Below are 23452 nucleotides of genomic sequence, written 5' to 3'. Positions count from 1 at the left end.
CCTCCTAAAAATCGAGAAGGGACAGTTTTTCTTCTTCGTCAGGCGTCGGCTTTGTGGTTTTATTATCTTCATCCGTGAAGAAAAGATCGGGCCGGGTTGCCATGATATTCGGCGTTGATGTTGTGGGTATGGGTGTTTTTTCTTCCTCGCTGAAATCCAGCGAGACTTTTACCGATGCCGCCGAAGCGGCAATTTCAGGAGAAACAGTAAATATTTCAAGCTCGCGTTTTTTCACCTTGATCGGTGAAATTAATGATGCTGACGGGAGTTTTTTGGTCGTAAAGATGAAGCTGACAAAATCGGGCAGGTTCAGGATCATATTGCTGTCAATAAAGAAACGCTCCGCCTGTCTGATTGTGCGTTCGTTGTCGATGGTTTCTGTCAGCACGGTATCGGTTTTCGCTTTGCGGACTTCATCATCCACTAATATGGTGCCTGACATCCTGGCTACCCATTCGGCTGTATCGGGGTCCATAACGCGATAAACCAGTTTGAATTTGGCATTCTCAACAACTGCGCCGACAACGGCTTCACCCTTTAAATCTGCCGGGCAGTCTTTTAGATCGGCGACGGACTGATGCGCCATAATAATATGAACACTTTTATCCCTTGCCGCCCCCAGTCCTTCGAGTGCGGGTTTGGAAAGATGGTATTTCAGTTCATCAAGGAAGATGGCAATGGGGCGGGGATATCATTTATCCGGTCACGCCGTTCAGCCAGCTGATAAAGACGCACCAGCAGCATGCGCTGTGCGGTAATAATCTTGCTGTTTCGCATCGAGCCGATGACGTAACAGCAACCGCCTTCATCAAATATTTTATTCAACGAAAATCCCGTCGGCGCATTGATGGCATTGAGTAATGCCAGTTCCTCAATCTTACCGAAAAACGCTTTGATATTTTCCGCAATACCCTGAACATACTCGCCGTTATAAATATCGCGGATGGTTGAGTCTGGACGGTGACTGATGAATTGCGCCGCCATGCGAGCCGCCTTTCTATCGTCAATGCGGTAAAAGTCAGATTCCTGGCCTTTTTCCGCCAGACTGAAGCCGGCGACAAAAAGCTCTTCCAGTTCATCGGGGATAATGTCTTCAATCAGGTTTAATTGGTATTGCTGTTTTCGTAGGTCAATTAAGGCAAAGGGCTTGCCTGCATCCTCACAGGCTTTCCTGTAAAGATGTGGTGCCCACTCGTCATCTTTGGGGTCCATGACAAAGATGCCTTCACCGGCCAGAATACTTTGATAAAGCAATATCCCGGTCGCCACCCCCTTACCGGCACCGGTGGTGCCGATAATATCCGCGTGTTGTCTTTGCCAGTCTTTTAACGGGAGATACATCGGTTGTTTATCCCGGTCCATGCCGATAAAAATGCCTTTGCTCAAGTCGATGTAATCCAGTGGATCATAATGCAACGTTTCCGGCAGTAACGATTTCACCGTGCGCACATCGGTACGTAATTCCCGTTCAAGCGTTGTTTTTTTAACGAGCCGTTTCTTTATTCTGTCCAATTCTGGCGTTAAGACCCTACGCAGCAGAATATGGAAAATAAAGCCCGCTACGGTGAAGGCAATCAGTACTGACCATGCCAGAACGGCAATACTGGCGACTATCCGACCTTGATAAAGCCACTGAAAAATCCAGATAACAACCGGGGCCATCGTACCGAAAAGAAAACACAGCATGGCAAAAGCAATAATCAGCTTTTGCCAGAACGGGGCTTTTTGCCGCTCATCGCTTTTCATCGACGCGAAAAACGGTATTGTCAGCCCCGATAATAGCGCCAGCATCAGCTGATGCTGCTGCGTAAAAGTAATCAATGCCAGCATGCCATTCACTATCGGCGACAGTGAAACGGCAAGCTTATTTAATATCATGATGCCTCCTTCGTCAGCAACTCGCCCCACAGCATCGCCCCATAAATTCGCCCCACGGTGTCGGGCGAAAAGGCGGGGCGAAAGCATGGGGCTCGTGAGGTGGTCGCGTTGCGACCATGCGCCGGGAGGTTATACTTCCCGGCACGAACGGCGTGCGCCAGTTCAAGCGGGCTGTACGCCCTTATGGACTGTCGCATGGGGGTAATGTCGCGGCTGGACGCCGCGCCAAAACCCCCAACGTCAACGGCGGCACACCGTCGCCCGCTACGCGCGACCACCCCCTTTGAGACGCCGTTTTTCGCCTATTTTTTCTTTTGTCCGTTCCGGCCAAGCGAAAAAATGGGAAAACGCCTTCAAAGAGGGTGGTCGCGCCACGCTACCGGCTTTTGGCCGGAGACTTAGCCGCGACGGTGTGCGGGGCTGACGCCCCCCAAATAAACCGCTATCGTGGGCGATAGCTTTTCGCTCGCTGGGGCGGCGAAATTTATTCGGCTCCCCCCGGCCAGCTCGGTTCACCTGGGGGGTGAACGCTCGCCGATGGGTTCGGCGACGCAAATTAGCACTTTCTTCGAAATTGAATTTACTCGCCTCACGCCACTTTTTAATTCCTGCTGGTTGCAGGAATTAAAAAGCCTTAACCACGCCACGCCCTGCGCCGGACTCGCCCAAATTACTGCGTAATTTTCCCCGCCCTTCGGGTGGCTGTCGCCATCCGTTGCTAAAACCATTCCGGATGTTTTTATCTACATTGAGGGGCGGGATTTATTTACTGTAAATATATACTCGTCATCCCCTTAATATCTGTAATTGCGAATTTCATCCAGCGTATTCTGATAGCTCTGATGGCCTTATTTAATTTATCCATATCAAAATCAGTCACTTTATTTTTAAAGCTGTTGTGTCAGATTTCGTCGCGACTAATACAAAATGTTTTGTTAACACCAAGCGATTTTATCGTATTCGCGAATTACCAAGGGAAATTGACGGTTAATTAGTAACCGTGTTCTTTGAATGTTTTTTGTACATTTGAGGGACGCTAAGGATGATCACGTTGAACTCCAAAGCCCAATTGACCATGGATGTCATTGCAAAAGTGGCTGAGCATAAAATCACTATTGCCAATGCCGCTAAGCTCCTCAATAAATCCAGACGGACCATTGAATGCTATCTCCAGCGTTATAGAGATAAGGGACTTCAGTTTGTTGTTCATGGCAACGCCGGGAGTGAACCGGCGAATAAAACGCAGGATATATGGGGTCAAAACCAAATTAGCACACGATATTCATCATGTAAAATTCGCAAACGGAGGTAAAGTCGGTTTCACAAATGCAGGGAGCGAATGGAAACGTCAAGGTTGATGCTGCAAATGGACGGCAGTACGCAGCATTGGTTTGGTAATAACAAATCCTGTCTGTTTGTGATGAACGATGATGCCAACAGCGATATTCACGCCGCTGGCTTTGATTGTTTTCTTTTTTAACGCTGTCTTCATAGCTACAGGGCAAGCATCTGAAAAATGCCACCCTTTTTTATCGCTACTGATTACGCGCTCAACCGTAGAACCCACCGGAGGCCACAAGGCGATCACCTGTGATCCAGGCCGCGTCGTCCGAAGCCAGAAATGCCGCCACCTTCGCAATATCCTGCGGCTGGCCCAGCCTACCAAGTGGCGTGCGTTCGATCATGTCAGTTTCGAACGGGCTGCCAATAAATCCGGCGCTGATAATGCCTTCGGTATGGGTCCCTCCGGGAGCCAGGGTATTTACTCTGATGCCTCGTGAACCAAGTTCAGCTGCAAGCACCCTGGTCAGAGCATCCAAGGCACCTTTGGTAGCGGAGTAGACTGCCATTCCCGGTACGGCGCGACAGCTGTCGATGGAGCCGATATTGACGATGGCGCCTCCGGATTCGCTGAAGTGATTCGCCGCTGCCTGAATGGTCTGGATGACGCCCAGAACGTTGGTGTTGAACTGGCGGTGAAACTCATCAATCGTGATGGCCTCAAGGGGCGTCGGGACGTAGACTGCGGCGTTGTTCACAAGAATATCGAGTTTCCCGTATGCGCGCGTGGTTTCGGCAAACAGCCGCTTTACATCCGCCGCGATTGCTACGCTGGCCTGGGCGGCAACCGCCTGCCCGCCTTCTGCCTCAATGGCTGCGACAACCTTATCGGCTCCGCTACGATCGGACGCATAGTTCACCACCACCCGCGCCCCCTGGCGCGCCAGTTCCCGGGCGATACCCGCGCCGATCCCTTTTGAAGCACCGGTAACAATAGCCGTTTTTCCTGCCAGTCTTTTCATTGATAATTCTCCTTACAACTGTGTCATGCCGCCGTCGACGACAAGATCGGTTCCGGTGGAAAAACTACTTTCGTCTGAGGCGAGAAAAAGAGCGGCGGCGGCCAGTTCATCCGGCTGTCCTATACGCCCGAGAGGTACCAGGGCTGCGGCCTGTTGACGAAAGGCTTCGGCCTCCTGCGGCGTACCGACCTGCGCGTCGATAATAGGCGTATCCACAGGGCCGGGGCTTAGGGTGTTCACCCGGATATGCCGTGCTTTCAGTTCCGCCGCGGCGGTCCGTACCAGGGAGCGCACCGCGGCCTTGGTGGCATTGTAGACGCTGTGGCCCGGCAGTCCTTTTGTCGCCAGACAGGATGAAACGAGAATAATCGAACCCCCTTCGCGCATCGCCGGAAGCGCTCTCTGCAGGGTAAAGAACGTGCCTCTAACGTTGATGTCGAACATCTGGTCAAAATGCTGCTCCGTCACTTCACCGATTGCCGCCGATGCAATGACACCGGCATTGGCAACGAGGATGTCAAGCCCGCCTTCCTGTTCTTGCACCGTGGTAAACAGCCGGTCCAGACTGTCGGGGGAGGCGATGTCGGTCTGGATCGCTTTCGCCTGTTTACCCAGCTTCGCCGCCGCCGCTTCAAGCTCAGCCAGTCTGCGGCCAGCGATATAAACCGTCGCCCCTTCCTGGATGAAGCGCCTGGCGATCGCATAACCGATCCCGCTGGAGCCGCCGGTCACAACAGCAATTTTAGAGTCCAGTTTGCCCATAGTTTCCTCACTTAGGTTGATGTCATCGAGAGGCTGATTGCCTGCCAGGTGAAAAAATGCACCATGGCTATCGAATTTTCAGTATGATTGAGGCTGAACCAGAATTAAACTGGCGAAAATTGCACAACACTTGTGAGAAAACGCACCAATGGACCACTGGGATGAACTTCGCATGTTTCTTGCCGTGGCGGAAGGCGGGACGGTACGCGCGGCCGCTGACGCATTGGGCGTTAACCACGCCACCATCATTCGCGGCATTGGTCGGCTGGAAAACAAGCTGAATAGCAAGCTGTTTGAAAAGCTGGCAACCGGCTACCGGCTGACGGACGCGGGCACCGACATCGTCGAACTTGCCGGGCAGATGGCGACAGCGTCATCTGAGATTGAAGCAAGAGTTTTCGGCAGGGATCAGCGTGTTTCCGGGCCTTTGAGGTTTACGCTCCCCATATCTCTTGCAACCGACCTGCTTATGCCCACGCTGGCGGGTTTTATGCATGCTTACCCTGATATTGCGCTGGAGATTATCGCGTCGGGCACCATCGCCAATCTGGGCAACCGTGAGGCGGATGTCGCGCTTCGCGTGGTCACAGGGGATACCACACCGCCAGGCAATCTTTACGGCATGAAACTGTGTGAGTTTTATACAGGCTACTATGGCCATTTAACTCTTTTCGCGGCCCCTTCAGGGTCTATACCCTGGTTGCTGGGACCCGGCGAGGCCGTTCCGTCCGAATGGCAGCCTGAAGGGGGGATCAGGATGACAGCCACGCCAATCCGCTTCGCGGAAATGCGCTCTCAGTTTGAGGCGGCGCGCGCGGCCATGGGTATCACGCTTCTGCCCTGTTTTCTCGGCGATGCCGATCCGGTGCTCGCCCGCGTACCCGGCGGACCGGTCGCACGCATTGGCGATGTCTGGCTGCTGACCCACGGTGAAACACGACAGACGAAGCGCGTGCGGCTTCTCTGCGAATATATCCGCACTGCGATGCAGGACTACGCTGGTAGGATGGCAGGACGGCCCGATATTATCTGAGATAAATAAACAGAGCAGGTAATAAAAGCCCGGCCGCGACAGGAAATAACGCGTTCACGTTCTTCCGGAACGACCATTCCCTTCGTCAGAATATGCGCATCTTGTCTTATCCAGATCAAACCCGCGCCTGGCCGTTTTTCAATACACAATATCGCTGATAAAGCATATGGCATCGCCGCGTTGATTTGATCAAGGATGCTTTATAAATCCGGGCGTTGCTATTTAACCAATCCTTTAAAATTAACCGCGCAGACGGCCATATTTGCCAATGATCTGGTTGATAATCGCCGGGTCCGCTGATGCACATTCGAGCAAAAAGGCTTCACGGGCATCGGCTGTATGACTGGGTAGAAAACCGTGTTTGTTCTTTTTCACGATATTAAAGAACGAACGTTCAGCAGAGCTGCATTCTTTTCCTCCGTCATTACCCGTCGTTTTACCGTACATACATAAAACGACTTCACAGGCATCGGCAGCCATCGCAGTGGATGGCAATACCGGAGCAATACAGAGAAAAAATGCAGGCAGCATGATCGATTTCATGTTGATTACCTCTGGTTGGTAAGGAGCTATTGTATGTTGGGTCGTAGGGAGGAGGTATCTGGAAAACCTGGGGTGTGTATGGTGTTACCGATAAAACTCAATTTCTGTTGTATTACAGGTCAGGCAATTATTCAGTTTCGGCAGGAAGGTAATGACGCTGGAGTAACCGTTTTTTCGTAGCCAGGCCTTTGCCCTGAAATAACGTTCACCATCCGGTGCGTTAACGATAACCTGATTGGAATGGACAACGGCATACCAGAGATTGGACGGGTAAACCGCATCAGGGTTGAAGGCCATGTTTATTGACCAGTGGCCATCGACTGTGGGAGACGGCAAAATAACCCGGTTCTCTGACCACTGTGGAAGACTTGTATTCATTTCCACGCCGGGTTTATCCCATTCGGGCTGAACGGGCTCCGGTGGGGATGAACAGCCAGAAAACATAACCACTACCGCGCTGGTTAAAAACAGGTCAATCGTTCGCATCGTTGAAGGTCTCCTTCATTTTATCCAGGTGAAGATATTTGTAATAGATATCACCCATCCGGCGGATATCGCCGTGAATATCAATACTGACGATAATATCGACGCTTTTAAGCACCTTGCGCAGCAGCACCGCAAACGGGATATTCTGGCAATCGGGATTCTCAAAGCAACGGTCAATAATGCCTTCAATACAATCTTGCGGACTGCCCGCATGCATCGAGGTGATAAGTCCCTCATGACCGGAGCCGACGATTTTCAGCGCGTCCCAGGCTTCCCGACCACGAATTTCCGCCAGCAAAATGCGGTCCGGGTTCATCCGGTAATTAGCCCGGATAAGCCTGCCGGGTGTGACGATGGCATCATCTCCGGCGTCCGCCGGATAAAATAGATGAACATAGTTGGCGTGGTGGTAAAACCGGATTTCGGGGTTGTCTTCAATGGTGATGAGTCTCAGGTGTTGAGGAATATAATGCAGCAGTGTTTTCATGTAGGTAGTTTTGCCGGAGCCCGTTTCCCCCACAATGAATATTGTCCTGCCATACTCAACGGCCTTTTCAATAAAGCGGGGGATATCCCCGCTGTTATAATATCGGGCTAATTCATCGTCCTTGCTTTCAGTTCGCTCCTTACCCGTCACCCGGTTATAAAAACCGGCATCAATCCAGGACTGATGCGTTTTCTGTTCGAATGACGGTTTGCGCAGCGTAATGGAAACCGTATCCCGCTCACAGGCCGGGGGAATAATGGCCTGGATACGCTCACCGGAACCCAGCGTGGCGGAAAGAATGGGCGACGTATCATCCACGTTGTCCTCATTCCATGAAGCCAGCGCTTTGGCAAATGCATGACACTGACGCAGCGTGACCGGGGCGTCGTGCCGTTGCCATTTTCCGCGAATTTTGGTGTGGATCTCGCCGGGGCGGTTAATGGCGATCTCGGTCAGATCTTCCAGCGGCAGGAAATCACCGAACAGCTGATTTTTCATAAAATCAAGAGACAGGTTTTCAGTTGTCATATACCCCTCTCTGTTTCATGCGCAGTTGATAGACGGAGGAAAAATCAATATCTGTCCCGGTCATGATGCTGATAGCGTCGCCCTGGTTCAGATACATCGTGGGCGGAATATTGATGCTGTTCTCCAGCGTCGTTTTCGCCATTTCCGACGCGGCTGCACGAGTGTTTTCGGTATAGTCGGTGTTGCGGTCTTTTCCCGGTGCTGAATCCGCCGCTGCCGAAGCCACATCCTGCACGGTGCTCAGCATCAGGGCATTACCGAAACGCGCCCAGAAATGGGTATCAATCCAGCCCGAAATACCCGATTCACCCAGCGGGCCGGTGCCCCCGGTATCCGTGAGCGGAATTTGCAGGCTGCCGGGTTCCGGCGTGCGTAACTCCGTCCAGATGACAAACATCCTGCTGCGTCCATGTTGCAACACCCCTGCGCGGTACATGCCCCTGGCGACGGTGCCCGCCGGGAGCAGCTTCACATGGTTGCTGGCGCTGTAGACATCCTCGCTGATAAGGCAGGAAATCGCACCGCCCACATCGGAGACAAAACGCCGCATCATTGAGCAGGGGATATAGCGGTCAACCGGGAGATAGAGATCAGGATCGAGGTTCAGTCGCCTGACGCCGGTGACCTTAGCCACCCCCGGACTGTCATTGTCGCCACGGGTATCGGATACGATTGCCTTACCGCCGGTCGCTCCCGCGCTGTCGCGCGGTTCGATTCGGGTGGTCCGTGCATTGCCACTCTGCGCTGTACCGGTGGCGTTGCTCAGCCCGTCAGCCAGCGCCGTCGCCTTGTTCAACGTGGGTGGTCCCGGTGGTGAGGGAGGCGCGGCGGTTTGCGCCTGGCCCTTGTCCGCCGTCGTTTCCGGCGTGTTCTGTCCGAACAGACCGAACGGATTGCTGTCCATGCCGAGATTGGTACGTGCATGTTGTCCCGCGCTAGTCGAAGGCGGTGGCGCGGCATCGGCTTCCTTTTCATCACCTTTTTTCAGCGCCCCGAGCAAGCGATCGCCGCCGAGTGCCAGTGCAATCAGTAAGGCCAGGCTAACCAGGCAGACCAGCAGCGTCCGGCGACCGGATGTTTTTCGAAAGCGGGTCACTTCGGGCTGACCGGGCGGCGTTTGTTGTTCCGACTCCGGGCTTGCCATCGCTAACCGGGCGCGCGCTCGGGCATCTGTTTCCAGTTCTGCCGTGGTTTTTTCCGTTGCTTCAGGGAAGGATGGGTCTGTCATTTGGCCTCCAGCGTGACGGCGGGTGACACGGTGTCGCCACTGGCGACCGTGGCTTGCCCGTATGCCGCATTTTCAATCCCGACCACGGCATTGCCGTAGCGCAGTACCAGGCGCGGCGACAACGCCCGTACCACCATCACGGTGTAATTGCCCTGGCTGACAATTCGGGGCGTAACCGCTTGTTCCTGACCGTTAACGATCAGGAAGGGAGATGGCAGGATTTTGACCGGTGAAAAACCGATATAGGTAAAGCGGCCATCATCGTAAGTGAAGTCCGGCGCTATGGACGCCGAGCCTGCCGCCACCCGTTTGGTATAGCGCCAGTTGCGTGGTGTGGTGGCTTGTTTGAATGCCGTTGCTATCTGCTGTTTTTCCTGTGTTTCGCGCAGCATTTTCAGACGGGTCGCGCTGGCAGCGTCTGATTGCCGGCGGGCCTCATCCGGATAGTGATAGCGGATAACGAAAGCCTGCGAGGGCGAGTCGTTATCCAGCACGTTCAGCTCCAGGCTGTAATCGCGTTTTGACGTCACGACAAAGAGATTGGTTTTCCAGTCTTTCGCGGTCGGCAGAAAAACCTGACTGACGTTATTGCCGCTGGCGTCCGTCACTGGCTGGGTAATGGGGTTCGGGCTGACGCCCACCCGGTTATCACTTTTCGTGACCGTCCAGCCTTTGGGAAAGCCCGCCTGCGCATCAATAACTTCTTCATCATCGTCGAACAGCAGCGTGGTGACGTAGCCGGGGCGGGTGTTGACGACCGTGGCGTTCTGGCTGTTATAAGTGACGTTCTGCATCCGGCTGTCCCAGGTACTTCCACGCGGTATGGCGGCCCCCGAGGCCACGTATGACGCCAGGATAAGGGTAAGGCCCAGGCTTTTTTTCAGCATCATTCAGTCCTCAGTTCTTTATCGCGCTGGTAGCTGGTGACGATGAAGCCCAGCGGGTTCACTTCGCGCTGGCTGTCGGTGAGTTGTTTGCGTGGGAGGTAGCGATACGTCAGGCGGATATTCCAGACATCGGTTTTGACCGAGTTATCCGCAATGCGGCGAATGGTTCGCCGGATGCGCAATGTCGCCAGATGGTCGGGCGCTGTGGCGGAGGCGTGGACGTTCGAAATAATGTCAATATATACGACATATTCCGCTTTATTGAAAATGACATCCGGTGCCTGGTCGCTGTTATACCCGTCCAGATACCCTTTATTCACGCTGTCGCTGTTAAATAACTGCACATCGTCATAATCGCGCTGGAGCGAAAAATAGTTATACCCTTCGCGCAGTCTGACGTAATGCGCTGCTAACGAATGCGCAAGGGCGTCTTCCGTCGAAATATCCCGCTCTTTAATGCGGGTCATATAGTCATAGCGACCGGTCTGTTTATCCACGGACCATAACTCAATGTCGGTGGTTTTTAGCGGCAGCAGGATAATCAGGGCCGCAATGGCCATCGCGGCAAGAATAAAGCCGACCGCCGCCATCAACCAGGCGATTTTCCTGGCTCGCGCATCCTTTTCCAGAATGACGGTTTCAAAATTTCGGGACGATGCAATGATGTTTTCGGTGTCAGACATGTTTCGTCAACTCCTGAATGATGGTCGGGGAATTAACCGGTTGAGGGTCGCCGGATACCGGCGGGAGGGTGACTTTATGCTGTGCGCAGCCCGTGAGCACGCACAGCATCAGAAAGACGATGCTGAGTTTCATATCAGGCCCTTTATTTAACGGATGCAGTGGCGGCAGTGTTATCGCAACGACGCGATACGAATTAGGATGTGATGAGCGGGGAAAGAGATTTGGTGTTAACACAGTTTCTAGTTGCGAGCTTAAATCTAATTTGGAAGTTGGCACCATGCCAGAAGCGGACTTCCCTGCTTTGGATCAACACAGACGATGAGCCGAGGTACTTTTGTGATAAAAGAGAGTATCCGGGCAGTTATGCCTTAAACCTGATGGAGCAGTAAATGAGAACGCAAAAGCGATGCATGGGGTACGTGGCCGTGGTGATCGACGACTACGACCGCGCGATTGAGTATTACACGGACAAGCTAGGCTTTACCCTAGTTGAGGATACGCCACAGCCGGGGAAACGCTGGGTGGTGGTCACCCCGAATCCGGAAAGCGACTGCAATATTCTCCTGGCCCGCGCCTCAAATGAGAGGCAGGGAGGCTTTATCGGCAATCAGTGCGGCGGCAGGGTATTCCTGTTCCTGCAGACCGACGATTTCTGGCGCGACTACAATGCCATGAAGGCGAAAGGGGTTTATTTCTGCCAGGAGCCGCGTGAGGAAGAGTATGGAACGGTGGTTGTGTTTGAAGACCTCTATGGCAACCGCTGGGATCTCTACCAGAACACGCAGAACTGAAGCACCAAGCTCCATTATGTGCTGCTAAGTCCGCTTCGTTCATAACCGCCCGAGGCCGTTGTTGCGGGCAGTTTTGTGCAAGAAGCGGTAAGTGAAGTAAACCAAAACAGTACGGTTGAAATCTGTTACACGCTAGGAAGTGTATTTTTTGGCGAAATAGACGCCACTGGAATTGAATGGCATAGTTGTAAAGAAAATTTTCTGATAGAGCCTGGGTGCTATTCAGGACGAAACAATCCGTGGTGCTTTTGTCATCCAATGAACAGACTGGATAAACGCATAGAATATAAGAAGGATATTTATGACAGATAATTTGATCGCACTATTTGCTATTGGGGCCGCCATTCTTTTTGGCGCGATGAGCCCAGGAGCCAGTTTCCTTCTCGTTGCCCGTACGGCTATGTCCAGCTCGCGACGGGCGGCAATATACGTGGCGGTAGGTATGGGATGCGGCGCGCTTGTCTTCGCCGTTATAGCGCTGGCGGGCTTGCATGCTCTACTGACTTTAGTTCCGTCACTCTATACAGCTTTAAAAATTGCTGGCGGCTGTTATCTTTTATGGCTTGCTTTGAAAATGTTTCGACGTCCTTCAAACAGACTTATTGATTCGGCCAGTGTAGGGAAAATGAGCTCTTTAAGAGCTTTTACGACAGGCATAATTACACAAATTAGCAATCCCCACACGGCGCTGGTATTTGCCAGTATTTTTTCCGCAGCACTTACAACGAATATACGACCCGCCATGTATATTATTTTGCCCTTAATGGCGTTCGCTATTGATATACTCTGGTACGCAGTTGTCGCAGTTTTGTTATCAACCGATAGACCACGCCAGGCTTATGTTAAGTATCGTAAATTCATAGACAAATTAAGCGGAGGGATAATGGCCTGGCTGGGAATACGGTTGCTGTTAAAGTAATTCGCTACGGTCCGTTTCTCGCTCAAAGCAGCCTGTCACATAGCTGTGTTTATTCTATTGATGTGGTTGTGATCTCGTGATAGAAAAGCGTCATAATTACTTACGGAGTCCATAAAGACAATGGAAAAAAATAAACCAGCTGAAGTTAAATATATCAAGCTTGGCCAATGTGGTGAGTGGGAAGCTGAATGTATAGAGTCAGGTTTCATAAAGTTTGGCTATCACGAAACCCCTCATGAGTTGTGTCTGAGTGAGAAGTGGGACGAAGTTCGTGAAGTCTGGAAAATATCAGGAATGGTAATGAAGGAACCGCTACCAAAGATGCCAATCAGATAAAGGCATTTTATACTGCGCGGAAAGATACCGTATTCATTACCTTTTCGGAGGTTTTGTTTACTGGTGCAGACCAACAGGTGGAGTGTCGGTTCTGGAAGATGGCAGCAGAGTTCGTCAGACCGTCGATGGATGGCATAATCAAAGTATTGGCGGTAAAAATTTACTCAAGCTTCAATGAGTGGACAGTTGTATAAGACACAGGCATATAGAGGTACTATCTGTAATGTGAGTATCCCTGAATATGTCATCCGGAAAATCAATGATGAACTCTCTCCAGAAGTCGAGGAGGCTGATTTTGCGGAGACAGCGTATTTGAAATCAGTTCGACAACTTTGCAGCTTGCTGACTTGGCAGGACTTTGAATTACTGATTGATCTTATCTTTTCTACAAGTGGATGGCGACGAACCGGAAGTGTGGGTGAGACACAAAAAACGGTAGACCTTGAATTAGAACTACTGTATTTGCCCCTTGATGATCCATACACTTTGACCCGCTTAAAATACGAGGTAGTCTTAAAGCTATGTTTAAGCCTAGTCAAAGCGAAATCATGGGTACTGTTCTTACTGAGCCAGAGCGACGCCGCCGCCGCACTCCGCAGGAGAAGATCGCCATCGTTCAGGAGACCTTCCAGCCAGGTAGCTCCGTTTCTCTTGTCGCTCGTCGTCATAATGTGAATGCTAATCAAGTCTTTAAATGGCGTAAGCAATATCAGGACGGCAGCCTGACGGCGGTCTCTGCCGGCGAAGAGGTTGTGCCGGCTTCTGAGTTAAATAGCGCCATTAAACAAATCCGCGAACTCCAGCGCCTTCTGGGTAAGAAAACCATGGAAGCCGAGATCCTCAAGGAGGCGGTGGAATACGGCAAGGCAAAAAAATGGATTGCGCACGGACCCTTATTGCCCGGGGACGACGAGTAAAACCAGTGAGTGAAGCCCTGGATGTGTCACGTGCGCAGCTCTCGCTTTATCGTTACCGGCAGGCTGATTGGCAAGATGGCCGTAAGCAGCGGCATCAGGATGACGCCGAATTATTGGCCCGCATCCGTGCCGAAGTGGCCGACCTGCCGAGTTATGGCTATCGACGCATCTGGGCTAATCTGCGCCGCCGTTCGGAGCAGGAAGGTCTGCCGAGGGTGAACGCAAAACGGGTATGGCGCGTGATGCGTGACAACGGCTTGTTGTTAGAGTCGAAACCCCGTCCCACACCGGATACCCGTCGTCACACAGGCCGGGTGGCGGTGGCCGAAAGCAATCTCCGTTGGAGTTCGGATGGCTTCGAGTTCCGCTGCGATAACGGCGAAAAACTGCGGGTCACCTTCGCCATCGACTGTGGCGACAGGGAAGCCTTGGACTGGGCGGCCAGCACCGGCGGTTATGACAGCGATACGGTACAGGACGTTATGCTACGCTCAGTTGAATGCCGGTTCGGGCAAAACCTGCCGACAGCGCCCATCGAATGGCTGACGGATAACGGTTCGGCCTATCGTGCCGATGAAACCCGGAGCTTCGCTAAAATGCTGGGCCTGGAGCCCAGAACGACCGCGATCAGAAGTCCACAAAGTAACGGTGTAGCAGAAAGCTTCGTTAAGACGATGAAGCGTGATTATATCGGCATGATGCCAAAACCGGACAGCCAGACGGCAGTGTTAAACCTGTCGTTAGCGTTCGAACATTACAACGAATATCACCCGCACAGCGCTTTAGGATATCGCTCACCAAGAGAATATCGGCGCAGGGGAAACCATCAACCTAAGCGAGAATAGGTGCATGGATATATGGGGTCAAATCCAACTACCGACGACGGGTGAAAACGCATTTGTTCAGGTTAAATCGACTGCCACTCTAGATACACTTAATGAATATGTAGACCGCTTTCAGGGAAGTAAAGCTTATGAGCGGATGTTCTTTGTCTGGCATAGTGGCCCTCTGAATGAAGAGCTGGAAATTGAAGGCGTCACGTTAATTGGACCTGGCAAACTTGCCGAACTTATTCTGTCCAGTGGGTTAACCCGATGGCTCCGAAACAAAGTGTCCTGACGCTATCAAATCACTTAATGTGAATCGCCACGGGGTTAATAGACGCTTCTGATTCTTTTTAGATAAATCAGAGGCTTCCGTGAATAATAAGTTAAACATCAGCTTCTCGCTTAGAGCAGACGTCATACGACCTAGGGCCTCTCCGCTTCGTGCCAAAAGCGGACATGACACTTATATTTTAAATTGACTGTATGTCAGAAAAGATTCTATGTGAAAAAAACAGCAGTACTTATTTCGATTTCATTCGTTAGGAGGAATATCGTCATCTTTATCAACTTCAGGCGATTGAGAAGAAGCCTGGGGCTTAGCCCTCTTTCCATTTTCAATACGGCGTTTCAAATCAAATGACCGTCTTTCCACATGGGCCTTAGTTTTACCTGCGCCCGGCGGACCAAAGTACATTTTATGATCAGTGATGGTCTCAATGAACATAAAATCGTACTGCCCGGCAACAGAGTCAAAACTAATAATTAGAAGTGGATCATTGGCGTTTGGCTTGGCGCGAGTATGGAAGTAAGTTGCATAATGCTCGCTTTCCTCACCTGCTGCGTTAAAACGCGAAGATTTGATCCAACCGTATTGAAACTCATAATTTTCAGTATAAATTTCGACCTCTAAGTCATTCCTCCATTTAGCTATCAATGCGGCAATGTCAGCCATTAACGGTGCCTGTTTGCCTGGAGGATATCCTAAAGCCTGAGAGGTCAGGTGAAATCCCGAACGAAGATCAACGCCCGAAATACGCTTTTTTATGATTGGCACCGCGAGATCCTTTCACGTGAGACTGTGGTTTCGTAGTTGGAATCGATGCAGTAAACTCATCCAGACTTCTCAGCAGGTTGGCCTGTATTTCAGCTGGGGTGCTGCCTTCGATATTGGCACGACCGGTTTTACGGCCAGCATCAATTGCTTTAGCAACGGTGCGACTTTGACGAACAAAAGTGGTCATTCGAACCTCCTTCTTACTGTGTCTAGTTATTATACGATATTACGCCTGTTAAAATCCAATAAACCCTAAACCATCTCCTCATGACCTAACGAGCCGATAGTGGGAAAACGTCTGCTTCACGCCCTTAGCAGCCTGCCAGGTCTAGTCATGCTCTGCTATTGGAAAGTTTTGGGTTGAATGGTGGCTTAATCCAGTTAGGAGTTAGCGGTTACGCTGCTGATTAAAACGTTTCATATTCTCGATGGCGGCGGCGCGTTTTTGCCATGCAGAGAGGGCCTTGCCGGTGCCGGCGGCGATGAGTTTGCCTGTTGCGCCGGCAGCACTGACGCCGCCTTTCGCCGCCAGTTTAGCTCCTGCCGCTCCGGCCTTCATGCCGGGTCTGGCCGCATCAGCAGACTTACTGACCAGTCCGCCCAGCCCACTCATCACCGCGCCCTGTAATGTGGCTTGGACAGCTGCGCCACTCAGCGCACTGGCAATCTTCGCGGAGAAATAAACGACAACTCCCGACGCGATCCCGGCCAACAAACATTGCGCCGCCAGCGTCACCATATTGCTGTTGCTAGAGGTGTCTATAGCGGCATCCAGTATATTATTCAGGTAATTGATGGCGATCCGGATGGATAAGGCAGAGAACATGATCGTCAATATCGCCGTAAAAATGGTTTTTAGCCAGTTATCAAACATGGGCTTCAGGAAACCGTACAGCAGACAGAAAATAAACAGGGGGGCAGTGGTAGTCATTAACAGTAGGGTGATTTCGGCGAGCAGGTTGACAAACGTTGCTGCAAGTAAAAGCACGATTGCGCCACCCCATACCAGCACTTCGGCGAAGCCCCCGCTCAATTGGACATAGGTGGAGGTATCCAGATTAAACAATGTCTGCCCCAGCGTCTGCGCCTTCTCCCACACGGTATCGAGCAGGACCCAGACATTATCATCGCCACTTACGCCATCCTTAAGTCCTTCGATGGCCGCGATCACGGCGTCCAGCCAGCTATCGCGATTTAACACAAAGGTGGTAATGAGCAACATCCGGCCCACATCCCAGACGACATCTTCAACTGGGGTTTGTAATTTACCTCCCAGCGTCTGATACCCCGATAAACGATGAATAAGGTGAAAGAGCTGACAACTATAATGCTTATCATCGAGCCGTAGGTGGAATACTGACCTTCTAAAACGGCGTTGAGTCCATCCATGATGTTTTTGTCCATGCCAACAAAAATACCACCGGACATAATGCCTCGCTTGATATAGTAATAGACAGGAATAAAAACAGGAAGCGTCCCTGTTTTACTGGCGGGATATTACTTGGTAACGGATTTTATTTTTTAGCTTCCTGCTGAAAAGTTCTTCGAATTTTCCTTTATCCCTGGCTTGCCTATTTGCGCGTACATAATGGCTGCCCTGTGGGCAAATTCGCAATTATCACTCGCCTCGCCATCTTTGAGGCATTGCGTATAAACTGTATACGTCTCATCCGGATGTTGCTTATACCAGGCTTCGGATTTTGTCTCTTTACAACCGGATAATGCGATGACGCCTGAGGCGACGAATAAGGTTAATAAGGATTTAGACATGTTTAAGCTCCCTATATAGTGTTCAGATCAGCAACCGGTGCTGTTAATTGCTGCTGCTCAAAGGCTTTCTGTCTCTGCTGCTCCAGCAGTTTTGTTCGCTGTTCAGACTGCCTGACAGACATCTCCCACTGGCTGGTCAGCGCACTTAATTGTACGCTTTTGGCCGCCACGGCGTTAGCCAGGTCCTGTGACTCTTTCGTGTCCTGAGCGTTCGTTATGCGGTCAGATAAGTCTGATATATCGCTGAGTGTGCTGTTGATCCTGTTTTCCACATCACTGGTGTTCTCAATGGACACCGCCTGGTTGAGAACGATTTGTTTGCAGCTTGCCAGGTAACTCTGTGACGTGCTGGACTGATTACAGGCATCGAAAGATTTATATTTATTATATAGGCTCTGAAGTTCAGAGGAATATGAACCGTTCTGGTTGGTGAGCAGGTCATCCAGCGAAACGCCATTCTTTCGCAGCGCATCAATATCCGTTTTTAGGCTTCTGGCGTCGCTGAGAAAACCCTGAATATCCCGTACGCCCGTCGCCGTGGCTAACTGCTGCTTATAGGCGTTAATCTCACTTTTATAATGAGTCACGGTTTCTTCCCATTGCTTGAGTTTTTCAGTCCACTGGGTAATGGATTCCGCATTCTGCACGGCATCGAAAACCGGAATTCCAGCGCTTATCGATGGGGCGGAAATAAACAACGATAACACCAGGATGCTATATCGGGTACGCATTGATTTTATCTCCGGTGTGAATGTTATATTGCCTGTTCAAGAAATGCCTCTTTCCATTCCTCTGGCGTCATGCCGTCCTGATAAAGGGCGTCAAATATTTTCAGGTTGTCTTCACTCCCGCTCAGCAATTTGGTGATTTTCCCCAGGCCCGATAGGTCCATTTTTGCCATCGACACGAAAGGCCGGGTTTCACCGGCGCGCAGGGGCGTTTTCAGTACCACCATGTAATGTTCGCCCGGATCAAGATTGCGCACGATGTCATACACGCTTTCCGGCACTTTCATTTTTTCCACGTAATCCGCATGGCTGGCCTTTGGATTGGCGAGAAAGATTTGTGTGCCGCACTGCTCAATGATTGCCGGGGCGATGGGATGCTTAACGATTTCATCGGGTGACTGGGTGGCGGGGACAAAAATGCCGTTGAGCTTGCGAATGACTTTAAGCATATTGAGCGAGAACCGGGAAAACTCGACGTCGGACAGCCACCGCCAGAATTCATCCATGAACATCACCAGGCGGCGTCCGTCCAGCAGGCTGGTGACGCGGTACAGCAGGTAAAAAGTGATGGGGCCGCGGATGTCGTCATCGTCCAGGAATTCCGTGCCGTCGATACCAAAATTATCGATGTCGCTGATTGTGAAGGTATCTTCTTCGTTATCAAATACCCAGCCGAATTCGCCGCCCTGTGCCCACTGTTTCAGCCGGATGCGCAGCCCGTTGGTGCGGGCGTCTTTGGTCGGCGGCTCCGGCAGCACTTCCAGCAGCCGCGTGATGCCATAACGGCGGTATTCCGGCGGGTAGTCCAGCATGATGGTATCCACGGCGGTGCTGATACGCTCTTCGTCGCGTGGGTCGAGCGGATTGCCGTTACGGCGACACAGCATCCGGACCAGCCGTTTAATAAAGCTGATGTTGCGCCGGCTCGGCGCCAGTGAAAACGGATTAAACCCGCTGGGGACGCCGGTCCGGATGCGGAAGTAACGCCCGCCCATCTGGCGTATCGACATCTCTGCTGCCCGGTCCTTGTCAAAATAAACGGTGGTCAGCCGTTTAATCGTGGCCGACGCGGAGAATGTCGCCGGGTTGCGGTACTTCTGCATCAATTGTTGCATCATCGTCATCAGCAGTGTCTTGCCTGACCCTGTTTTCCCGATAATCGCCGTATTGCCCGGTGTTTTTTCATTAAAATCATCCCGCCCGGCCTGGCTGTCATGCAGGTTCAGGTAATAACCACCGCCGCCCGGTGATGTCAGGATGGCGATGGCCTCGCCCCAGGGATTGCCGTCCCGTTTGTGAGGATGGAAGTTATGCAGGCTCGCCATATCGGCATAGTTCTGGCTGCTGACGGCAACCAGCCGGGGCCGCAGCGTATACACCCCCGGCAACTGCGCCAGATAGGCGGCAGGTAATGACAGGGTGGACAAGGACGTCATGATACCGAGGTCGGCAAAGGGCTGGGCCAACGCGTTGGTGTCTTTTACCACCCGGTCGGCGCTGTCTGAGGAGACCAGCAGGGAAAAGTGGTATTTCCCGCACGATATATGCCCGGACTGGAGCAGGTCACGCAAGACAATCAGCTCTTCGCGCTGCGAAAGGGCGTCATCATCCGCCGAGTTCAGTCGCTTTTCCGCCAGCCGGATGTGATTTTGCGCTTCATCCCGCGCCATGCAGGTGAAGGATTGCGTGAGGACATACTCGCTTTCGGCATACAGCAGCGCATCCAGTAACCCCGTATGGGTTTGGGGCGAGTAGTCCTTGATTTCCAGACTGCGTAAAAAACGGGAGCCGCCGACCGTCTGGCACTCGGCGGTATCGGTACTAAAGAAGACATCCGGTGTGCTGAGCGTGTCGTAAAACGGTGAGCGGGTCACCGCCACCTTTTGCCATTGGCCGGTCATCAGACGGTGATAAAAAGCCAGTTGTGAGGAATACACCCGCCCATTTTCTTCATAAACCCCCAGTGGGGTCGCCATATAGCGGGACAGGGCGGAAGTCAACGCCTCCTGATGCTCCAGCATCGCTTTCAGGGCGTCATCCAGTGCGGCGTGCCTTTTCCCGACCGGCTGTCTCTTCATGACCTTTTTCTCCAGCCGCGAGAACGGCGCATAACAGACGGTGAAAAACAGCCGGTGCCGCCAGAAGGGTTTTTCTTTAATCGGCCGGTAATAACGCGCTAAGACCTCATCGGAAAAGGGAATACCCGAATGGGCCTCAAACGCATCCAGGTATTGCTCTCTTATGCGGTGAATATAGAAAGTGACCGGCAGCCCTTCATACGAACGAATAACATTGTTGAGATGGGTTGCCACAAAGGTCAGGTGGTGTTCATCCTCGCATTCAAATACGGCTCCAGCCAGTTCCCAGGTGGCAACCAGGTCGCCATGGCGGTTCCTTATCACCTGGGGGTGAATATGAGAGGAATACGGAATGTATTTATCCAGCGTGATGCGCTCGTTTAGCTTCATCTTAATGGTGAACTCCGAAACATCGACGGCATCATAGCGATTGGGCCGGCATAGCGTTCGCGCCGTAATGCCGGTTGGTGGCAAACCGTCCACGGGTTTTAAACGCCAGCCAGAGCAGACCGAAATAATGGATATCCGTTCGCGCTTTGGCTTTCATTTCTATCCAGGCCGGTATGAGCAGCAATGCCAGGTAATAGCTGAGATAGACCGACAGCAGGACGATAGTCCCGCTGACGATAACGAACGGCACGATGGGAATGCCCATGATGGCGGCGGGGCGCGTCAGCGCCTTGTTCAGCGTAGTCATTCGTTCCCCCTACGCCGCCCAGTAGGCCCCGAAGCCTGACGCGCCGACAATCAGGATGGCGCCAATAATGACGTTGCGCATGTCGGAAAGACTCTTGCCGTCGAAAAGCACCTTGTAGCCAATCCACATGGTGGCCAGCGTGATGGTGACGGCGGCCAGCCCCAGCAGGCCGGTGGAGGTGTTGCTCAGCGTATCGCTGGCTTTATCAAATCCGCTGTCCGCCGCCAGCACGCGGGAAGCGAGTAACAGGTAAGCGACCGCAGGCCAGTATTGACGTTTTTGCATGCTCATTTCTCCTCTAGAGCAGGGACGGGTAAATCGCCGCGAATAACGGCGTTGGGGTAGCGCAGGGTTGTCTGCGGTGGTGTGGAATTGTCGGCAATGTCACCGCGCAGGACGGTGGCGGGATAACGCATCTCCGGTCCCGCTTTTACGACGGCATGGTGTTGTTTATCTTCCTGTGTTGACGGGACGACGTAGCCAATACGCTGCACATAGCTGGACTGGTTAAAGGCGGATTCCTCTTGCTGGCCGGTATCGAAATTGCCGGAGTAGTAGCAACTGAGCGCGCGTTTCAGGGAGCCGCCACGCCGGTAACAGTCGGTGAGGATGCGCTCAAAGACGGACAGATTGGTGCAGGGGTCAAGCAGGTCACCGGCAGTGACGCCGTAGTGACGGAAATTGGTGCTGGTGATTTGCATCAGCCCGACCGAATAGCGGCGGCCTTTTGCCGCCAGTCTGTTGACGACGCGAAGAGCGTCTACCCTGTTATCGGGCTGGTGAGAAATAACGTCGTTGCTGCCGGGCGCTCTTTCACTCTTGGGTACAATCTCCGCGATGGCGTAAGGGTTAAAACCTGATTCGACGCGGGCGACATCGAACGATGTGGACGGATGAACACTGGCGGCGCACTGCATGGCCGCCGCCAGAAAGGCGGTGGGGGAAAGCATGGTGGCCTCAGGACAGTTAGCCGGGCAACACGTGCAGCCGTCTGGCAGAGCACGGTGCTGGGCGAGGAAAGGAACGTATCGAGGTTGATCGTGAACCCTGGCGTTAACCGAGTGGGGCTTCCTGCGGTGCGTCCATATCGTCTTTGGGTTCGAGGAGTACCAGCTTGCCGGAAACGGCGATGCCGGGCGTCAGCACAATGTTAAGACCGGGTTTGCCGTTATGAGCAAACGCCACGCCGACTTTCGTCCAGTACGTGGTTTTGTCACCCTGTGGATCAGATTGGCTTTCCTGGGTGACATAGGCGAGATAGATGGGTTTTCGCATCTCATTTTCCTTGAATGAATAAACAGCAGTGGATTAAATAAATGAATCACATCCCGATCCTGCATTCCGGTTTCAACGGGTCAGCGAGGACATTCAGCGGCACCCTGAATTGTGGTTACGTGACAGCCCGACCCATGTTATCAAAGAGCGAATACCCAGCCCGGACGAATAAACGTCCATAAGCCCTGCCAGCGAATGATGGCGTGGTCAGGGTGCGCTTTCTGATCCAGGCGGGTAACAATAAAATCAAACGGGGAAATAAGAGAAAAATAGCGGGGAATTAACCGTGTTTGAATTTGATTTAATCCTTGAGTGAAGGGGGTGTCTTAAATATTCTGGCATATTTATTTGTATTTTAACCAATGCAAATATGCATAGTGATTTAGGCAGATAATAAAAAGCGTGCGGATAAGAATATCGCTCCGCACGCAGGGCGTCGTATTCTCAGCGTTGATGGCGTTCAAGTGCTGTCTGGCATTCAATATAGGTTGTCACGCCCGGCAAAGTCTGACGCCGCTTATCGGGTATGGACTTACCACACAGGCGGCAGTAGGGCAATGATGGCGTTGTTGTCGATTTAAAACGGTTCTGCTCAATCATGTCCTCCAGACGCTGTTCATTAAATTCCTGATCGCGATCGATTTCATCCGGCATGCGATGCCCTCCTGTCCGATGCTTCTTTTTCACAAAGCGTAATACGGTTCAAGACGGCGGTGAGGGACGGACCATTCCCCTGTGAGGACAACTCTTCAGCGATCCGCATCATGACATCCAGCGCGTCGAGCGATGCGATATTTCCCGGATGGCGTTTCTGCCATTGTCGCCAGATCTCGGCATCGGTCTCTTCATCTGGTATGGGCGTCCGGCCATGTGGGATAGTGATCCCCAGCAACCGGCGACGGATGCAGACTTCATTGGAGGTGAGGCCAAAATACTGGTTCAGCAGAGCAATCGAACCGCCCAGCGTCATGGCCCGGTTAATCTGTTGTTGGCGCTGAACTTCCTGACGCGATAATGCCAGGATTTGATGTAAAGCGTCATGATGGACAGTGACAGCCATAAACTGCGCTGATGCGCGGCTGATGATAAACAGCTCATCCAGGGACAGATGATTGAGGGCGTTCATTTCGTCGAAAGTGAAACCCAGCGCTTCGCAGTGGCGAATGTTGCCTTCCTTAAGGGCGTGCAGGGCGTCGGTTAATACAGCGAAATTCAGAGACGGGATCATGATTCTGTTTCTC

23 protein-coding genes and 5 pseudogenes are annotated in these 23452 nt (G+C 52.2%); 8 read left to right on the top strand and 20 right to left on the bottom strand.

All coding sequences use genetic code 11. The annotated features are described in order from the left end of the window. Window positions 1-4 precede the first annotated feature (4 nt). Window positions 5-1878, bottom strand: a pseudogene (locus GTU79_RS24605) (type IV secretion system DNA-binding domain-containing protein). A gap of 1042 nt (window positions 1879-2920) precedes the next feature. Between GTU79_RS24605 and GTU79_RS31640 the strand changes: the two are divergent. Both GTU79_RS31640 and GTU79_RS31635 read left to right on the top strand, forming a co-directional pair. Beyond that, window positions 2921-3110, top strand: a pseudogene (locus GTU79_RS31640) (helix-turn-helix domain-containing protein); the annotation flags it as partial. Window positions 3111-3169: 59 nt separating this feature from the next. Further along, window positions 3170-3331: pseudogene (locus tag GTU79_RS31635) on the top strand (ISNCY family transposase); the annotation flags it as partial. Between the two features lie 97 nt (window positions 3332-3428). Here the strand turns inward: GTU79_RS31635 and GTU79_RS24590 are convergent. After that, on the bottom strand, window positions 3429-4181 hold the full coding sequence (locus GTU79_RS24590; RefSeq protein WP_136157296.1) for an SDR family NAD(P)-dependent oxidoreductase: 753 nt from the start codon (window positions 4179-4181) through the stop codon (window positions 3429-3431). 12 nt (window positions 4182-4193) lie between these two features. After that, window positions 4194-4943: an SDR family NAD(P)-dependent oxidoreductase gene (locus GTU79_RS24585; protein ID WP_203524046.1), complete on the bottom strand. Its 750-nt coding sequence runs from the start codon at window positions 4941-4943 to the stop codon at window positions 4194-4196. Between the two features lie 148 nt (window positions 4944-5091). Here GTU79_RS24585 and GTU79_RS24580 point away from each other — a divergent pair, with 148 nt between their 5' ends. Continuing rightward, a complete protein-coding gene (locus GTU79_RS24580; RefSeq protein WP_203524045.1) occupies window positions 5092-5976 on the top strand; it encodes a LysR family transcriptional regulator in 885 nt (294 codons plus the stop codon). Window positions 5977-6216: 240 nt separating this feature from the next. Here the strand turns inward: GTU79_RS24580 and GTU79_RS24575 are convergent, their stop codons facing one another. From GTU79_RS24575 to GTU79_RS24550, 6 genes are all read right to left on the bottom strand, one after another. After that, a complete protein-coding gene (locus tag GTU79_RS24575) occupies window positions 6217-6519 on the bottom strand; it encodes a TrbM/KikA/MpfK family conjugal transfer protein (protein WP_203524044.1) in 303 nt (100 codons plus the stop codon). Window positions 6520-6603: 84 nt separating this feature from the next. Beyond that, a complete protein-coding gene (locus tag GTU79_RS24570) occupies window positions 6604-7005 on the bottom strand; it encodes a cag pathogenicity island Cag12 family protein (protein WP_203524043.1) in 402 nt (133 codons plus the stop codon). Next, on the bottom strand, window positions 6992-8020 hold the full coding sequence (virB11, locus tag GTU79_RS24565; protein WP_203524042.1) for a P-type DNA transfer ATPase VirB11: 1029 nt from the start codon (window positions 8018-8020) through the stop codon (window positions 6992-6994). The genes GTU79_RS24570 and virB11 overlap by 14 nt, the downstream gene beginning before the upstream one ends. Beyond that, window positions 8010-9248: a VirB10/TraB/TrbI family type IV secretion system protein gene (gene virB10 / locus GTU79_RS24560; RefSeq protein WP_203524041.1), complete on the bottom strand. Its 1239-nt coding sequence runs from the start codon at window positions 9246-9248 to the stop codon at window positions 8010-8012. Before virB10 ends, virB11 begins: the two co-directional genes overlap by 11 nt. After that, window positions 9245-10138, bottom strand: a complete 894-nt coding sequence (virB9, locus tag GTU79_RS24555; RefSeq protein WP_420854124.1) for a P-type conjugative transfer protein VirB9 — start codon at window positions 10136-10138, stop codon at window positions 9245-9247. Before virB9 ends, virB10 begins: the two co-directional genes overlap by 4 nt. Further along, window positions 10135-10818: a VirB8 family type IV secretion system protein gene (locus tag GTU79_RS24550; protein WP_203524040.1), complete on the bottom strand. Its 684-nt coding sequence runs from the start codon at window positions 10816-10818 to the stop codon at window positions 10135-10137. The genes virB9 and GTU79_RS24550 overlap by 4 nt, the downstream gene beginning before the upstream one ends. A 390-nt stretch (window positions 10819-11208) precedes the next feature. Between GTU79_RS24550 and GTU79_RS24545 the strand changes: the two genes are divergently transcribed. The 5 genes from GTU79_RS24545 to GTU79_RS24525 all read left to right on the top strand — a co-directional run bounded on the left by GTU79_RS24545 (window position 11209) and on the right by GTU79_RS24525 (window position 14901). Next, entirely contained in the window at window positions 11209-11610 is a 402-nt protein-coding gene (locus tag GTU79_RS24545) for a VOC family protein (RefSeq protein WP_203524038.1), read from the top strand. Window positions 11611-11911: 301 nt separating this feature from the next. Next, a complete protein-coding gene (locus GTU79_RS24540; protein ID WP_203524037.1) occupies window positions 11912-12529 on the top strand; it encodes a LysE family translocator in 618 nt (205 codons plus the stop codon). Between the two features lie 120 nt (window positions 12530-12649). Beyond that, window positions 12650-12865 (top strand): hypothetical protein, encoded by a 216-nt coding sequence (locus tag GTU79_RS24535; protein ID WP_214513454.1) that lies wholly within the window; start codon window positions 12650-12652, stop codon window positions 12863-12865. Between the two features lie 548 nt (window positions 12866-13413). After that, window positions 13414-14627, top strand: a protein-coding gene (locus GTU79_RS24530; RefSeq protein ID WP_420854123.1) for an IS3 family transposase whose coding sequence is annotated in 2 segments (ribosomal slippage) — window positions 13414-13732 and window positions 13732-14627 — 1215 coding nt in all. Because the reading frame shifts where the segments join, the coding sequence is not laid out codon by codon here. Window positions 14628-14631: 4 nt separating this feature from the next. Further along, window positions 14632-14901: a hypothetical protein gene (locus tag GTU79_RS24525; protein ID WP_203524035.1), complete on the top strand. Its 270-nt coding sequence runs from the start codon at window positions 14632-14634 to the stop codon at window positions 14899-14901. Window positions 14902-15141: 240 nt separating this feature from the next. Here the strand turns inward: GTU79_RS24525 and GTU79_RS24520 are convergent, their stop codons facing one another. The 11 genes and pseudogenes from GTU79_RS24520 to GTU79_RS24470 all read right to left on the bottom strand — a co-directional run bounded on the left by GTU79_RS24520 (window position 15142) and on the right by GTU79_RS24470 (window position 23439). Next, entirely contained in the window at window positions 15142-15663 is a 522-nt protein-coding gene (locus tag GTU79_RS24520; RefSeq protein WP_253073417.1) for a hypothetical protein, read from the bottom strand. Beyond that, window positions 15629-15850: a hypothetical protein gene (locus GTU79_RS24515; RefSeq protein WP_203524034.1), complete on the bottom strand. Its 222-nt coding sequence runs from the start codon at window positions 15848-15850 to the stop codon at window positions 15629-15631. Before GTU79_RS24515 ends, GTU79_RS24520 begins: the two co-directional genes overlap by 35 nt. Before the next feature lie 201 nt (window positions 15851-16051). Then, a pseudogene (locus tag GTU79_RS24510) lies at window positions 16052-17091 on the bottom strand (TrbL/VirB6 family protein). A gap of 93 nt (window positions 17092-17184) precedes the next feature. Next, complete coding sequence (locus tag GTU79_RS24505) at window positions 17185-17433, bottom strand: EexN family lipoprotein (protein WP_214513452.1); 249 nt, start codon at window positions 17431-17433, stop codon at window positions 17185-17187. A gap of 11 nt (window positions 17434-17444) precedes the next feature. Next, window positions 17445-18164, bottom strand: coding sequence for a TrbJ/VirB5 family protein (locus tag GTU79_RS24500; protein ID WP_203524031.1), 720 nt, complete (start codon window positions 18162-18164; stop codon window positions 17445-17447). A gap of 23 nt (window positions 18165-18187) precedes the next feature. Continuing rightward, window positions 18188-20936, bottom strand: a pseudogene (locus tag GTU79_RS24495) (VirB4 family type IV secretion/conjugal transfer ATPase). A gap of 9 nt (window positions 20937-20945) precedes the next feature. Then, window positions 20946-21227, bottom strand: a complete 282-nt coding sequence (locus GTU79_RS24490) for a TrbC/VirB2 family protein (protein ID WP_203524029.1) — start codon at window positions 21225-21227, stop codon at window positions 20946-20948. Further along, window positions 21224-21886 (bottom strand): lytic transglycosylase domain-containing protein, encoded by a 663-nt coding sequence (locus GTU79_RS24485; protein WP_203524028.1) that lies wholly within the window; start codon window positions 21884-21886, stop codon window positions 21224-21226. The genes GTU79_RS24490 and GTU79_RS24485 overlap by 4 nt, the downstream gene beginning before the upstream one ends. Window positions 21887-21989: 103 nt before the next feature. Continuing rightward, window positions 21990-22211 carry a hypothetical protein gene (locus GTU79_RS24480; protein ID WP_203524027.1) on the bottom strand — a complete coding sequence of 74 codons (222 nt, stop codon included), beginning with the start codon at window positions 22209-22211 and terminating at the stop codon, window positions 21990-21992. A gap of 444 nt (window positions 22212-22655) precedes the next feature. Further along, entirely contained in the window at window positions 22656-22865 is a 210-nt protein-coding gene (locus tag GTU79_RS24475) for a TraR/DksA family transcriptional regulator (protein WP_203524026.1), read from the bottom strand. Further along, complete coding sequence (locus GTU79_RS24470; RefSeq protein WP_214513451.1) at window positions 22855-23439, bottom strand: DUF2857 domain-containing protein; 585 nt, start codon at window positions 23437-23439, stop codon at window positions 22855-22857. The genes GTU79_RS24475 and GTU79_RS24470 overlap by 11 nt, the downstream gene beginning before the upstream one ends. Window positions 23440-23452: the final 13 nt, after the last annotated feature.

The organism is Sodalis ligni (assembly GCF_016865525.2).
GTDB classification, from domain to species: Bacteria; Pseudomonadota; Gammaproteobacteria; order Enterobacterales; family Enterobacteriaceae; genus Acerihabitans; species Acerihabitans ligni.
Note: the sequence above shows the minus strand (reverse complement) of the source record. Positions and strands in the feature narration are given on the sequence as shown.

What these genes read in the sequence shown, in the direction of transcription:
- GTU79_RS24590 (WP_136157296.1), bottom strand. Translation starts at nt 4,181, where the DNA reads ATGAAAAGACTGGCAGGAAAAACGGCTATTGTTACCGGTGCTTCAAAA.
- GTU79_RS24585 (WP_203524046.1), bottom strand. Translation starts at nt 4,943, where the DNA reads ATGGGCAAACTGGACTCTAAAATTGCTGTTGTGACCGGCGGCTCCAGC.
- GTU79_RS24580 (WP_203524045.1), top strand. Translation starts at nt 5,092, where the DNA reads ATGGACCACTGGGATGAACTTCGCATGTTTCTTGCCGTGGCGGAAGGC.
- GTU79_RS24575 (WP_203524044.1), bottom strand. Translation starts at nt 6,519, where the DNA reads ATGAAATCGATCATGCTGCCTGCATTTTTTCTCTGTATTGCTCCGGTA.
- GTU79_RS24570 (WP_203524043.1), bottom strand. Translation starts at nt 7,005, where the DNA reads ATGCGAACGATTGACCTGTTTTTAACCAGCGCGGTAGTGGTTATGTTT.
- virB11 (WP_203524042.1), bottom strand. Translation starts at nt 8,020, where the DNA reads ATGACAACTGAAAACCTGTCTCTTGATTTTATGAAAAATCAGCTGTTC.
- virB10 (WP_203524041.1), bottom strand. Translation starts at nt 9,248, where the DNA reads ATGACAGACCCATCCTTCCCTGAAGCAACGGAAAAAACCACGGCAGAA.
- virB9 (WP_420854124.1), bottom strand. Translation starts at nt 10,138, where the DNA reads ATGATGCTGAAAAAAAGCCTGGGCCTTACCCTTATCCTGGCGTCATAC.
- GTU79_RS24550 (WP_203524040.1), bottom strand. Translation starts at nt 10,818, where the DNA reads ATGTCTGACACCGAAAACATCATTGCATCGTCCCGAAATTTTGAAACC.
- GTU79_RS24545 (WP_203524038.1), top strand. Translation starts at nt 11,209, where the DNA reads ATGAGAACGCAAAAGCGATGCATGGGGTACGTGGCCGTGGTGATCGAC.
- GTU79_RS24540 (WP_203524037.1), top strand. Translation starts at nt 11,912, where the DNA reads ATGACAGATAATTTGATCGCACTATTTGCTATTGGGGCCGCCATTCTT.
- GTU79_RS24535 (WP_214513454.1), top strand. Translation starts at nt 12,650, where the DNA reads ATGGAAAAAAATAAACCAGCTGAAGTTAAATATATCAAGCTTGGCCAA.
- GTU79_RS24525 (WP_203524035.1), top strand. Translation starts at nt 14,632, where the DNA reads ATGGATATATGGGGTCAAATCCAACTACCGACGACGGGTGAAAACGCA.
- GTU79_RS24515 (WP_203524034.1), bottom strand. Translation starts at nt 15,850, where the DNA reads ATGACCACTTTTGTTCGTCAAAGTCGCACCGTTGCTAAAGCAATTGAT.
- GTU79_RS24505 (WP_214513452.1), bottom strand. Translation starts at nt 17,433, where the DNA reads ATGTCTAAATCCTTATTAACCTTATTCGTCGCCTCAGGCGTCATCGCA.
- GTU79_RS24500 (WP_203524031.1), bottom strand. Translation starts at nt 18,164, where the DNA reads ATGCGTACCCGATATAGCATCCTGGTGTTATCGTTGTTTATTTCCGCC.
- GTU79_RS24490 (WP_203524029.1), bottom strand. Translation starts at nt 21,227, where the DNA reads ATGAGCATGCAAAAACGTCAATACTGGCCTGCGGTCGCTTACCTGTTA.
- GTU79_RS24485 (WP_203524028.1), bottom strand. Translation starts at nt 21,886, where the DNA reads ATGCTTTCCCCCACCGCCTTTCTGGCGGCGGCCATGCAGTGCGCCGCC.
- GTU79_RS24480 (WP_203524027.1), bottom strand. Translation starts at nt 22,211, where the DNA reads ATGCGAAAACCCATCTATCTCGCCTATGTCACCCAGGAAAGCCAATCT.
- GTU79_RS24475 (WP_203524026.1), bottom strand. Translation starts at nt 22,865, where the DNA reads ATGCCGGATGAAATCGATCGCGATCAGGAATTTAATGAACAGCGTCTG.
- GTU79_RS24470 (WP_214513451.1), bottom strand. Translation starts at nt 23,439, where the DNA reads ATGATCCCGTCTCTGAATTTCGCTGTATTAACCGACGCCCTGCACGCC.